At 28.1% G+C, this 12,405-nt stretch carries 10 protein-coding genes, 2 tRNA genes and 1 rRNA gene; 9 read left to right on the top strand and 4 right to left on the bottom strand.

Annotation, left to right across the window (positions count from 1 at the left end):
- Positions 1-71 precede the first annotated feature (71 nt).
- On the bottom strand, positions 72-1,235 hold the full coding sequence (locus AMYT_RS11640) for a MalY/PatB family protein (protein ID WP_114842692.1): 1,164 nt from the start codon (positions 1,233-1,235) through the stop codon (positions 72-74).
- 77 nt (positions 1,236-1,312) lie between these two features.
- Here AMYT_RS11640 and AMYT_RS11635 point away from each other — a divergent pair, with 77 nt between their 5' ends.
- Positions 1,313-3,127, top strand: a complete 1,815-nt coding sequence (locus AMYT_RS11635; protein WP_114842691.1) for a menaquinone biosynthesis decarboxylase — start codon at positions 1,313-1,315, stop codon at positions 3,125-3,127.
- Positions 3,128-3,145: 18 nt separating this feature from the next.
- Here the strand turns inward: AMYT_RS11635 and AMYT_RS11630 are convergent, their stop codons facing one another.
- From AMYT_RS11630 to AMYT_RS11620, 3 genes are read right to left on the bottom strand one after another with little or no spacing between them, the layout of a single operon-like run.
- Entirely contained in the window at positions 3,146-4,135 is a 990-nt protein-coding gene (locus AMYT_RS11630) for an ABC transporter ATP-binding protein (protein WP_114842690.1), read from the bottom strand.
- A gap of 2 nt (positions 4,136-4,137) precedes the next feature.
- Positions 4,138-5,745, bottom strand: a complete 1,608-nt coding sequence (locus AMYT_RS11625; protein ID WP_114842689.1) for an ABC transporter permease — start codon at positions 5,743-5,745, stop codon at positions 4,138-4,140.
- Positions 5,746-5,751: 6 nt separating this feature from the next.
- Complete coding sequence (locus tag AMYT_RS11620; RefSeq protein ID WP_114842688.1) at positions 5,752-6,759, bottom strand: Fe(3+) ABC transporter substrate-binding protein; 1,008 nt, start codon at positions 6,757-6,759, stop codon at positions 5,752-5,754.
- 144 nt (positions 6,760-6,903) lie between these two features.
- On the opposite strand from AMYT_RS11620, the gene AMYT_RS11615 reads away from it, so the two are divergent.
- The 8 genes from AMYT_RS11615 to AMYT_RS11580 all read left to right on the top strand — a co-directional run bounded on the left by AMYT_RS11615 (position 6,904) and on the right by AMYT_RS11580 (position 12,222).
- Positions 6,904-7,152 (top strand): hypothetical protein, encoded by a 249-nt coding sequence (locus tag AMYT_RS11615; RefSeq protein WP_114842687.1) that lies wholly within the window; start codon positions 6,904-6,906, stop codon positions 7,150-7,152.
- Positions 7,153-7,201: 49 nt separating this feature from the next.
- Positions 7,202-7,471, top strand: a complete 270-nt coding sequence (locus tag AMYT_RS11610; protein WP_114842686.1) for a hypothetical protein — start codon at positions 7,202-7,204, stop codon at positions 7,469-7,471.
- Between the two features lie 236 nt (positions 7,472-7,707).
- Positions 7,708-8,277 carry an anthranilate synthase component II gene (locus AMYT_RS11605; RefSeq protein ID WP_114842685.1) on the top strand — a complete coding sequence of 190 codons (570 nt, stop codon included), beginning with the start codon at positions 7,708-7,710 and terminating at the stop codon, positions 8,275-8,277.
- Positions 8,274-9,473 (top strand): ArnT family glycosyltransferase, encoded by a 1,200-nt coding sequence (locus AMYT_RS11600; protein ID WP_114842684.1) that lies wholly within the window; start codon positions 8,274-8,276, stop codon positions 9,471-9,473. The genes AMYT_RS11605 and AMYT_RS11600 overlap by 4 nt, the downstream gene beginning before the upstream one ends.
- Positions 9,470-10,099: a type II secretion system protein gene (locus AMYT_RS11595; RefSeq protein WP_114842683.1), complete on the top strand. Its 630-nt coding sequence runs from the start codon at positions 9,470-9,472 to the stop codon at positions 10,097-10,099. Before AMYT_RS11600 ends, AMYT_RS11595 begins: the two co-directional genes overlap by 4 nt.
- Positions 10,100-10,448: 349 nt before the next feature.
- Positions 10,449-11,965: ribosomal RNA gene (locus AMYT_RS11590) — 16S ribosomal RNA — on the top strand.
- 85 nt (positions 11,966-12,050) lie between these two features.
- A tRNA-Ile gene (locus AMYT_RS11585) sits at positions 12,051-12,127 on the top strand.
- Between the two features lie 19 nt (positions 12,128-12,146).
- Positions 12,147-12,222: transfer RNA gene (locus AMYT_RS11580), tRNA-Ala, on the top strand.
- Positions 12,223-12,405: the final 183 nt, after the last annotated feature.

Here is a 12,405-nt window from a genome sequence, read left to right as displayed (position 1 = left end):
TTTACACATTCAATAAAATAGTGAGAAGAAATGTAATACTTTAAAATAACTTTTTTTTTAACTTAAATTAATCAATTAAATTCATTATTTAAACATATAAGTGATTTTATTAGTTCATTCTTGCTAAGTGCAATATTTAGTCTAAAATAAAACTCTCCTTCTTTACCAAATGTTGAACCATCATTCAGTGCTAACTTCGATTTATTGAGCAATCTAGAAAAAATATTTTTATGGGAATCTTCTACTTTTGTAAAATTTAACCACAATAAATAAGTAGCTTCTGGGATTTTAAAAGTGATATTATTGCATTTATTATTTAATGATTGATTAACAATAGTGATATTTTCATTTAAGTAAAATAGTAACATTTTTAGCCACTCTTCTCCTTTTGTATAAGAAGAGATAATTCCTTGTAATCCAAAAAGATTTAAGTTCCCAATTTCTCTTTTTTTTATAATAACTGAGATTTTATTTTTTAAAATTTCATTTTTTGCTATTATATACGAACTATTAAGACCTGCAATATTAAAAGTTTTACTAGGGGAATTTAAAACTACACAGTTATTTATATATTTTTCTTCTAAATGAAGTATTGAAGTAAAAGGTTTAAAAACTAAATCAGAATGTATTTCGTCACTTATAATAATAATATTGTGTTTTAAACATATCTTGCAAAGTTGTAATAACTCTTCTTTATCCCAAACTCTTCCCACAGGATTATGAGGTGAACAAAGTATTAAAAGTCTTGTTTTAGGTGTGATTTTTTCTTCTAAATCTTTAAAATCAATTTTATAATAATCTTGTTCATTTATAAGAGGATTAATAATTAGTTTTCTATTATTATTTTGTACACAAGAAAAAAATGGATAATAGACAGGAGTTTGTATAATTACTTCATCATTTTCTTTGCTTAAGGCTTCTATACAAGCACTAATAGCTGTAACTACTCCTGTTGTAAGTAATATCTCATCATTATTTATATTAGATATTTTATGTCTTTTCTCATACCAAGATATAATAGAACTATATACCTCTTGGCTTACTTCTGGATAACCTAATATTTCATAATCTAAAACCTTTTTTAAATCTTCTAAAATAAAATTTGGTGTTTTAAAATCCATATCAGCAACCCACATAGGTTTTGCATCTTCAATATTAAAATATCTTTTTAAACCATCATACTTTACACAATTTGTATTTTTTCTATTTATATACTCATCAAAATTATATTTCATCTTTTTTTCTCTACTATAAACTAATTTTTATAGATATAATGATATAAAAATAAGATTAATTAGAAATAAGGTTTTAAATGAAAGAAGCTATTGAACTACTTAAAAAACATAATTTATTAAAAATTATTGATGATGAATTAGATATATATTTAGAAATTCCTCATATTGCATATATAGAAGTTAAAAAAGAGGATTCTAAAGCATTATTATTTACAAATGTTGTAGATAAAAAAAACAATAAAAAATTTGATATACCTGTATTGATGAATGTATTTGGTTCAAAAAAAGCAGTTGAGCTTTTTATTGGGGATGGAGATAAAATAGGAAAAGAGATTGAATCTTTACTAAAAATGAAACCACCTACAACTTTTAGTGAAAAACTTTCTACATTTGGAAAACTATTTGCACTTAAAAATACAATTCCTAAAAAGCTAAAGGGAAAAGGAGAGTGTCAAGAAGTTATTAAATTAGGAAGTGAAGCAAAACTTTCTGATTTACCCATATTAACAACTTGGGAACAAGATGGGGGTCCTTTTATTACAATGGGACAGGTTTATACAACTTCTTTAAATGGGGAGATGAAAAATTTAGGTATGTATAGACTTCAAGTATATGATGATAATACACTTGGAATGCATTGGCAAATACATAAAGACTCAAATCACTTTTTCCATGAATATAAAAAAGCTGGTAAAAAAATGCCAGTTTCAATTGGTATTGGAGGAGATCCCATGTATATTTGGTGTGGACAAGCACCACTTCCAATTGGTATTTTTGAACTTATGCTTTATGGTTTTGTTAAAAATAAAAATGCTCAACTTGTAAAATCTATTACAAATGATATTTATGTACCAAAAGACAATGATTTTATAATTGAAGGATTTGTAGATACTTCTAAGATGAGAATAGAAGGACCTTTTGGAGATCATACAGGATATTATACTTTAGAAGAAGAGTATCCATTTTTAGAAGTTACAGCAATTACCCATAAGAAAAAACCTACATATTTAGCAACAGTTGTTGGTAAGCCACCTTTAGAAGATAAATATATGGGATTTGCAACAGAGAGAATATTTTTACCATTACTTAAAACAACAGCACCTGATTTAATAGATTATTATATGCCTGAAAATGGAGTATTTCATAATTTAATATTAGCAAAAATTAAAACTTTATATCCAGGTCATGCTTCTCAAATGATGCATGCATTTTGGGGAGTAGGGCAAATGAGTTTTGTTAAACATGCTATTTTTGTAAATGAAGATGCTCCAGAACTTGAAGACCATGAAGCTATAACGCAATATATTTTAAATAGAATAAATATTGAAGATATGCTTATTTCTAAAGGGGTAGTTGATGCACTTGACCATTCAAGTCCAAAATTTGCAATTGGTGGAAAATTAGGACTTGATTGTACAGGTGAAGAGATAAAAGAGTTAGGTATTACTTTATTAAGTGATAGTGAATTATTAGAAAAGATGCAAAAAATAAGTGATGAAGTAAAGAGTTTAAAACAATATTTTACTCACACTAAAAATCCAATTACAGTAATAACAGTAGATAAAAAAAGAAGTCAAAAGTATCTAATTGAAGATTTAAAGCCACTATTTGAACATATTAAAATTTTAGTAATTGTAGATGCAGCAAATCAAAATGATGTGGAAAATGCTTATATGTTAATTTGGAGAGTTGTAAATAATATTGATTCAAATAGAGATATTTATATTGAAAATAATACAATCTCAATTGATGCTACAAATAAAAATAGTTATGATAACTTTAAAAGAAGATGGCCTGATGATGTTGATTGTAACAAAGAAGTTTTACAGTCACTAAAACAAAGGGGAATTATTGATATTTCTTTAGAATTTGAAAAGAAATTCCAATTATAAATAAGAGTAATTCTACTCTTATTTATCAATAATCATTAAATCTTGTTTATTTATATGTAAATATACAAAATCAGAGATTTTAAAATCTTCTATATTATTCATTTTTATTAGTAAAGTATCTTTACTTTGTTTTAATTGAACAATTAATTCATAATAATCTCCACAAAAAGAAATATCTAAAATCTCAACTAAGAAATCATTTTTTTCTTTAGAAAGTTTACATTTATCAATTTTTACAATACAAACTTTATTCTCTTGTATTTCAAGATTTAAAGTTTTTAAATATATATTAGGAAGCTTGTTTATTTCACATAAAAAGTTTGCCACATATAAATTTGCAGGCTTATCAAAGATATTTTTAGCACTATCAAATTGAATAAGTTTTTTATCATTTATTATTCCAATTTTATCTGAAATTGATAAGGCCTCTTTTTTATCATGAGTTACTAAAATAGCACTTAGATTTAACTGTTTTATAATATCTTTTAACCAAATCTTTGTTTTATATCTTAACATTGCATCAAGATTTGAAAAGGGTTCATCTAAAAGTAAAATCTTAGGGTTATTAGCCAAAGCTCTTGCAATAGCAACTCTTTGTTGTTGTCCCCCTGATAATTGATGAATTTGTTTAGTTTTATGCTCAGTTAAATTAAATTGTTCTAATAGCTCATTTACTCTTTTTGTTTTTTCACTTTTTGAAAGTTTAAATAAAGCAAAAGCAATATTTTCTTCCACATTTAAATGGGGAAATAAAGCATAGTCTTGGAAAATATATCCAACTTCTCTATCTTTTTTATAAATCTCTTTTGAAGATACACAAACATCTCCAATACAAATATATCCCTCATGTTCTTTTTGTAACCCTGCAATTGATCTTAAAATAGTTGTTTTTCCGCAACCGCTTGCTCCAAGTATTGTTACAATTTCTCCTGCTTTTACATCAAAAGTTATATCTTCTAAAATTTTTGTTTCATTAAATGATATTCCAAAGTTATCAATACTTACCATATTTAGTGTGCCTTATTCATATTTTTTGCTAGTAAAACAACTGAAATCATTCCTATGATTAAAATAAACATAGAAGGAACAGAAGATTCTACTATTTGTGATTGTTGTGTTAATTCTAGTGATAAAATTGCCAATGTATCATAATTAAAAGGTCTTAAAATCATAGTTAAAGGTAACTCTTTAATTACTTCAATAAAAATCACTATAAAAGAAGCAAATGCAGAATTTTTTAGTAAAGGCATAAAAATAGTTATAAAAGTTCTTTTTTCGCCCACATCTAATGTTTTTGCTGCATCATCGTATGTTTGTGGAATTCTACTAAAACCAGCTTCAAAATTATTAATAGTAATTGCTAAAAATCTAACACAATATCCAAAAATTATAGCAATTATTGTTCCACTAATTACATAATTAGAAGTAAATATCTCAATAATATTTTTATCTAAAATAGTAAAAAATGATAAAATCCCCACTGCAACAACAGCTCCTGGAATTGAGTAACCTAATTTAGCAATTTGAGTTAAAATTGAAGAAGTCTTATCTTTATTTTTTCGTACATTATATACAAAAAGTAGTCCTAAAGCAGTAATAATAAATGCACTAATAATTGCCAATGATAAAGTTTGATATAAAATAGTCATAAAATCTTCATCAATAATATCTTCATATGAGATAAAAAACCAATAGCATAGCTGTATAAATGGTAAAATAAAACCAAAAAATACGGGTATAAAACAGCTAATAAATGCTAAAAATGATTTAAATCCAGTAAGCTTTACTTTATCAATAGGTTTAAAATCTTTCCCTGAACTTTTAAATACTTTATTTCTTCTTTGTAATCTTTCTAAAATAATAATTAAAAAGACAAAAGTCATTAAAATACTTGCTAATTTTGCAGCATCATCAACACTTCCCATTCCAAACCAAGTTTTAAAAATACCTGTTACAAAAGTATTTACTCCAAAATAATCCATAACTCCAAAATCAGCAACAGCTTCCATAACAGCAAGTGTTACTCCTGCAACAATTGCTGGCCTTGAAATAGGTAAAATTACTTTTTTTAGAATTTGCCAAGATGAAAGATTAAAAGTTTTAGCTGCATCAATAATTGAAGCAGATTCAAAACTAAGATATGTTTTACAAATTAGATACACATATGGATATAAAACTAAAGACATAACTAAAATAGCACCTTCAATTGACATAATATCAAAAAAGACTACTTCACTTAAATCTTTATTTATTAAATTTAAAATAAAAGTTGTTACTGTTCCTGTAATATCAAACATTCCTCCATAAATAAAGGCAACTATATATGCAGGAAAAGCAAAAGGTAAAATTAGTGCATAATGAAAAAATCTAGAAAAAGTAAATGTATAAAGTGATGTAAGATATGCTGTTGTAAAACCTATAATTGATGTAAGTATTGCTACACCAAACATAATATATAGTGAATTAAAAATATACTCAAAAAGTAAAGTATCTTTTAAATGTTGCCAATTATCACTATGTCCAATAAAAAGATATAAAAAGATTATTACTGCAGGAGCAGAGATAAGTAGCGTAAGAAATATGCTACTTATCTTTATTTTCGAAACAGCTTGATTCAATTACTACTACTTCCAACCAGCTAAATCAAAAGCTTTAACTGCTGCTTTATTATTTTCACCTAAAGTATTAATAGAAATTGTATCATCTTCAAAAGTTCCCCATGATTTAACAATATCAGAAGATTCAACCCCTTTTAATACAGGGTACTCAAAGTTTGCTTGTGCAAATAGTTTTTGTGCTTCATTAGAAGCTAAAAACTCAATAAATTTTATTGCATTTTCTTTATTTGGAGCATATTTAGCAACACCAGCACCACTTACATTAATATGTGTTCCACCTTTTTCAAATTTAGGGAAGAATACTTTAACTTTTTTTACTGATTCTGCTTGAGATAAATCTTTATTATCTACCATTTGTCCAATATAATATGTATTTGCAATTGCAATTGACCCAATTCCATTAGCAATAGCTTTAACTTGGTATCTATCATTTCCTTTTGGTGCATTTGCCATATTTGCTACAACACCTTTTGCCCAATTAACTGCATATTCTTCACCATGGTGTGCAATCATTGCAGCCATTAAAGATTGGTTATATATATTATTTGAAGATCTAACCATAATTTGACCTTTAAACTTTGGATTAGCTAAATCTTCATAAGTTGATAATTCTTTATGCATACCTGAACCAATTTTATATACTGTAACTCTAGCTCTTTTAGTAAGAGCAAACCATTGATTATCTTTATCTCTTAATTTTTCAGGAATATTATCAAGTAAGTATTTTGACTCAATTGCTTGTAAAATTCCTTTTTCTTTTGCTTGATATAATCTACCTGCATCAACAGTAATTAAAACATCTGCTGGTGAGTTTTTCCCTTCATTTTCAATTCTTTCAATTAATGCACTTGCTTCAGCTTTTACTACATTAACTTTTATACCTGTTTTTTCTTCAAACATTTTGAAAAGTTTTTTATCTGTATCATAATGTCTATGTGAATAAACATTTACTTCTGTACTTGCAAATAATGAAGAAGCAAGTAATACTGCACTTAGAGCTAGTTTTTTTATCATTAATTTTCCTTTTTTTGATAATAGTTATTGGAATTATAATTTAGCAATCCTTTTATTAAACTGAATAATAAGAATTATTCTCATCAAAATATTATCTTTAATATATATTTGATATAATATTTTTGATTATTTAAAAGGTGAAATATGCAAATTATTTTTGAAGCAACAATAAAAGTAAATGAAATTGGGGGTTGGTATTTACAGGTTGAAGATACAATTTCAAAAAAAACTCAAAAATGTAATAATATGGAAGAATTTTCTGTGGCAATTGAGGAAATGAGTAAAGAATATAATGGGAAAATTGATGAAATTAAATGGAAAGTTGATTTAGATGTTACTTCTGAACAAATAATAGAAGTAAAAGAAAAATTATTGACAAATTATTTTCAATAGCCTTAAATTTTATTTTGCTACAATGATATTTTTATTATAAGGTTAAAGTATGAGAATAATTTTTGAAGCAATTGTAAAAGAAAATGGTATTGGAGGCTGGTATTTAGAAATAAAAGATACTATGTCTAATAGAGTAGAAAAATGTAATGATTTAGAAGAATTTTCTTTTACTATTGAAAAAATGGGTGAAGATTATGGTGGACATATAGATGAAGTTAAGTGGCAAGTAGATTCAAATGTTACAGCTGAACATTTAAGTGAAGTGAAAGCTAAAATGGCAAATTATTATAAAGAGTTATTTAATAACTCTAAAGATTAATAAATCTTTTATAATTTTCTTAAATTAGCAAGCAATTTTATATCTACAAATTTATTATTTGTGTAAGTAAAAATCACAAAAGGTTAATTAAATATATATTTTAGATTTAATTCAAAAAATACTAAAGTATGGATATAATATCCCTAATTTATCTATTAAAAGAGATTTTAGATAAGATTTATTGGCAAATGAAATTTGAAAAGCCTTATTTAGGCTTGATAAGGGAAAAATAAAATATGATTTTAATGATTGATAATTATGATTCTTTTACATATAATATAGTTCAATATTGTAAAGAGTTAGGTGCAGATTTAAAAATAATAAGAAATGATGAATTAACTGTAATGCAAATAGAAGAACTTAATCCTGAAAAGATTATTCTTTCTCCTGGACCTGCAACACCCAATGAAGCAGGAGTTTGTCTTGAAGTGATTGAATATTTTCAAGATAAAAAACCAATTTTAGGTATTTGTTTGGGACATCAAAGTATTGCACAAGTATTTGGTGCAGAAGTTATAAAAGCACCAAAAATGATGCATGGTAAAACTTCTAAAATCAAAGTTGTAAAAGATACAAAGATTTTTGAAGACTTGCCAAAAGAATTTACACAAACAAGGTATCACTCTTTAACTGTAAATAAAGAAAATTTACCTGAAGTTGTAATCCCAACTTCTTATAGCTTAGATGATAATGAAATTATGTCTTTAGAAATTAAAGATAAAAAAATATATGGAGTTCAATTTCATCCAGAATCAATTATGAGTGAATTTGGACATGAGATAATAAATAATTTCTTAAAATTATGATAGAGATTAAAAACCAACATAATACTTTAGTTTATACTATATTAGTAATTACTTCTATTATATTAATATTTGTTTCAAATACATTAAGTATCTCTTATAAAGAGGCCTTAAATGTATTTGAAAATAACTCAATGCTATCTTTATTAACAAATATTTCTATTTCTATTTTTGGGCAAAATGATATAGCCCTTAGACTACCTTTTATTGTATTTTATTTTTTTAGTGTTGTTTTATTATATCAAAATACAAGAAGCTTTTTTAAATATCAAAGTGATAGAGTGGTCTCTACTTTTATATTTATGTTTTTACCAGGGGTGCTTAGTGCTTCACTTTTAGTAAATAGTGCAATTGTAGTTACTTTTTGTACACTGTTTTATATCTATTATTATCAAAGAACTTTAAAACACAATTATCTATTTTTAATTGTGTTTTTATTTGTTGATAACTCTTTTGCAATTTTTTATCTAGCGTTGTTTTTCTACTCTTTAAATAAAAAAGATAATACAATGCTATATATATCACTGATTCTTTTTGGTTTATCTATGAGTATATATGGATTTGATAGTTCTGGAAAACCAAGGGGATTTTTAGTAGATACTTTTGCAATATATGCTTCAATTTTTTCTCCTTTTTTATTTTTATACTTTTTTTATTCTTTATATAGATTGGGTGTAAAAAATGAAAGAAGTTTTATTTGGTATATTAGTGTAACAGCTTTATTATTTTCAATTATTTTTTCTTTTAGACAACAAATATATATTGAAGATTTTGCTCCTTATGTTGTTATTTCTATTCCTTTAATGGTAAAACTATTTTTTCATTCATATAGAATTAGATTAAAAGAGTTTAGAAAAAAGCATAATTTCTTTGCTTTTTTAGTATTAGTTACTTTATGTATTAATATTGTTGTTACAATTTTTAATAAACCTTTATATTTAATACTTGATAATCCAAAAAAACATTTTGTATATAAATACCATATAGTAAAAGAACTAAGTCAAGAGTTAAAAAAAAGAAATATAAATATGGTAATAACAAATGATGAAAAGCTACAATTAAGATTAATGTTTTATAAAATATATAAAGGGGAAAAATATTATCTTTCTTTAAAAGAAGAGAACAATTATACTTTTAAAATACCTATTTCATATTTTGGTATTGAAGTTGAAACAGCATATGTATTAAAATTAAAATGAAAAGAAGTTTCTCTTTACTTGAACTAATTCTAACTCTTACAATAATCTCAATAATTTCTTTTTCCTTTTTTTATAATAAAGAGACTATCTTAGAAAATAAAATCAATATAGTTACAAATAAATTAGTTTTATATTTAAAACAAACTAGACTGCAAGCATTAATTGATAGCCAATATGATTTAAATGATAACTTATGGCATAAAAAAAGATGGACTTTATCATTTTTTAGATGTAGTAAAAATGTTGGCGGAATATATTATGTTATATATAGTGATAAAAATAAAAAAGGTCATCCTAATAAACAAGAGAGTTTAAAAGACCCACTTACTAATAGATATATTTATAGTTCTAATAGTTGTAATGAAGAATCAGATACATCAAAATATGTTTTACTTACAAAAGAGTTTGATATAACTAATGTTGAGATTTCATGCAAAAGTGATAATTCATTAGGGAAAATATCTTTTGGTTATGATGGAAAAATATATAACAAATTAAGTACAAATGAAAAAGAAGATAAAAAAAATGAACTAAAAGAGCCTTGCACAATAAAATTAATAGATAAAAAAGGAAAATATAGAGAAATAATAATAGAAAATGAGGGAGGTAATATCTATAAAATATAGAGAAATAGGATAATAAGAAGAAAGCAAAGAGAAAAAAGAGTAAAGAATTTAAAAATTTAAGTTAGAATTTAGGAAAAACCCTTGACAAGGGGTAAAAAATCTATTATAATTCCCGTCCAAATTCGCTGGAACGCTTAAGAAGCGGGAGAGATAGAAATTGAGTTCTTTAAAAACAAAAAGTTTATAAGGAAAGTAATCTTTATAAACTGAATATATATGACAATGAAAAACAAGAAGAATAGAAAATTCTTCGTCTATAACAAAAATTTAATTAATTAATTTTAATTAAAAAACAATGAGTGATAATTTTGTAACAAATAGAGTTACATAATTTGTCAGTTTCAAACACTTTTTGGAGAGTTTGATCCTGGCTCAGAGTGAACGCTGGCGGCGTGCTTAACACATGCAAGTCGAACGAGAACGGGATATAGCTTGCTATATTTGTCAGCTAAGTGGCGCACGGGTGAGTAATGTATAGGTAACATGCCCTTTACAAGGAAATAACAGTTGGAAACGACTGCTAATGTCCTATATGCCTTTAATACTAAAGTATGCAAGGGAAAGATTTATCGGTAAAGGATTGGCCTGTATTGTATCAGTTAGTTGGTGGGGTAATGGCCTACCAAGACAATGACGCATAACTGGTTTGAGAGGATGATCAGTCACACTGGAACTGAGACACGGTCCAGACTCCTACGGGAGGCAGCAGTGGGGAATATTGCACAATGGGGGGAACCCTGATGCAGCAACGCCGCGTGGAGGATGACACATTTCGGTGCGTAAACTCCTTTTATATAGGAAGATAATGACGGTACTATATGAATAAGCGCCGGCTAACTCCGTGCCAGCAGCCGCGGTAATACGGAGGGCGCAAGCGTTACTCGGAATCACTGGGCGTAAAGAGCGTGTAGGCGGATCGATAAGTCAGGAGTGAAATCCTATGGCTCAACCATAGAACTGCTCTTGAAACTGTCAATCTAGAGTATGGGAGAGGTAGATGGAATTTCTGGTGTAGGGGTAAAATCCGTAGAGATCAGAAGGAATACCGATTGCGAAGGCGATCTACTGGAACATAACTGACGCTGAGACGCGAAAGCGTGGGGAGCAAACAGGATTAGATACCCTGGTAGTCCACGCCCTAAACGATGTACACTAGTTGTTGCCATACTAGATATGGCAGTAATGCAGTTAACACATTAAGTGTACCGCCTGGGGAGTACGGTCGCAAGATTAAAACTCAAAGGAATAGACGGGGACCCGCACAAGCGGTGGAGCATGTGGTTTAATTCGACGATACGCGAAGAACCTTACCTGGTCTTGACATAGTAAGAATATTTTAGAGATAGAATAGTGCTAGCTTGCTAGAACTTACATACAGGTGCTGCACGGCTGTCGTCAGCTCGTGTCGTGAGATGTTGGGTTAAGTCCCGCAACGAGCGCAACCCTCGTCGTTAGTTGCTAACAGTTCGGCTGAGAACTCTAACGAGACTGCCTACGCAAGTAGGAGGAAGGTGAGGACGACGTCAAGTCATCATGGCCCTTACGACCAGGGCTACACACGTGCTACAATGGGGTATACAAAGAGCAGCAATACGGTGACGTGGAGCAAATCTCAAAAATACCTCCCAGTTCGGATTGTAGTCTGCAACTCGACTACATGAAGTTGGAATCGCTAGTAATCGTAGATCAGCTACGCTACGGTGAATACGTTCCCGGGTCTTGTACTCACCGCCCGTCACACCATGGGAGTTGATTTCACTCGAAGCAGGGATGCTAAGATAGCTACCTTCCACAGTGGAATCAGCGACTGGGGTGAAGTCGTAACAAGGTAACCGTAGGAGAACCTGCGGTTGGATCACCTCCTTTCAGAGAAAAAACAGATTAAGATTCAATTCTTAATCTGAAAGTCAATATATTCAGTTTATAAAGATTATTTAAAGATAGGTGAAAGGGGCCTATAGCTCAGCTGGCTAGAGCGCTCGACTGATAATCGTGAGGTCACAGGTTCAAGTCCTGTTAGGCCCACCATAAGAAAGATAATCTTTATGGGGAATTAGCTCAGCTGGGAGAGCGCCTGCCTTGCACGCAGGAGGTCAGCGGTTCGATCCCGCTATTCTCCACCAACTTATAAATAAAAAAGAAGAAAATAAGGTGAGAAAAGAAACTTAATATAAGAACTAAAAGAGATTAGTTTTTATATTAGGTTTAAAAAACCTAAAAGTTATTTAAAAACACAATGTTAAAGTCTTTAAATTTTTCGAAAGAGTTTTATTGAAACGAAAGTTTTAATAAAAAATAAAATTTCA

This window comes from Malaciobacter mytili LMG 24559, from assembly GCF_003346775.1.
Taxonomy (GTDB): Bacteria; Campylobacterota; Campylobacteria; order Campylobacterales; family Arcobacteraceae; genus Malaciobacter; species Malaciobacter mytili.
This window is presented reverse-complemented; position numbering and strand designations above follow the sequence as displayed.

Excerpts from the sequence above, each read along its gene's own strand:
- AMYT_RS11640 (WP_114842692.1), bottom strand. The coding sequence starts at position 1,235 with ATGAAATATAATTTTGATGAGTATATAAATAGAAAAAATACAAATTGT.
- AMYT_RS11630 (WP_114842690.1), bottom strand. The coding sequence starts at position 4,135 with ATGGTAAGTATTGATAACTTTGGAATATCATTTAATGAAACAAAAATT.
- AMYT_RS11635 (WP_114842691.1), top strand. The coding sequence starts at position 1,313 with ATGAAAGAAGCTATTGAACTACTTAAAAAACATAATTTATTAAAAATT.
- AMYT_RS11605 (WP_114842685.1), top strand. The coding sequence starts at position 7,708 with ATGATTTTAATGATTGATAATTATGATTCTTTTACATATAATATAGTT.
- AMYT_RS11615 (WP_114842687.1), top strand. The coding sequence starts at position 6,904 with ATGCAAATTATTTTTGAAGCAACAATAAAAGTAAATGAAATTGGGGGT.
- AMYT_RS11610 (WP_114842686.1), top strand. The coding sequence starts at position 7,202 with ATGAGAATAATTTTTGAAGCAATTGTAAAAGAAAATGGTATTGGAGGC.
- AMYT_RS11595 (WP_114842683.1), top strand. The coding sequence starts at position 9,470 with ATGAAAAGAAGTTTCTCTTTACTTGAACTAATTCTAACTCTTACAATA.
- AMYT_RS11600 (WP_114842684.1), top strand. The coding sequence starts at position 8,274 with ATGATAGAGATTAAAAACCAACATAATACTTTAGTTTATACTATATTA.
- AMYT_RS11620 (WP_114842688.1), bottom strand. The coding sequence starts at position 6,759 with ATGATAAAAAAACTAGCTCTAAGTGCAGTATTACTTGCTTCTTCATTA.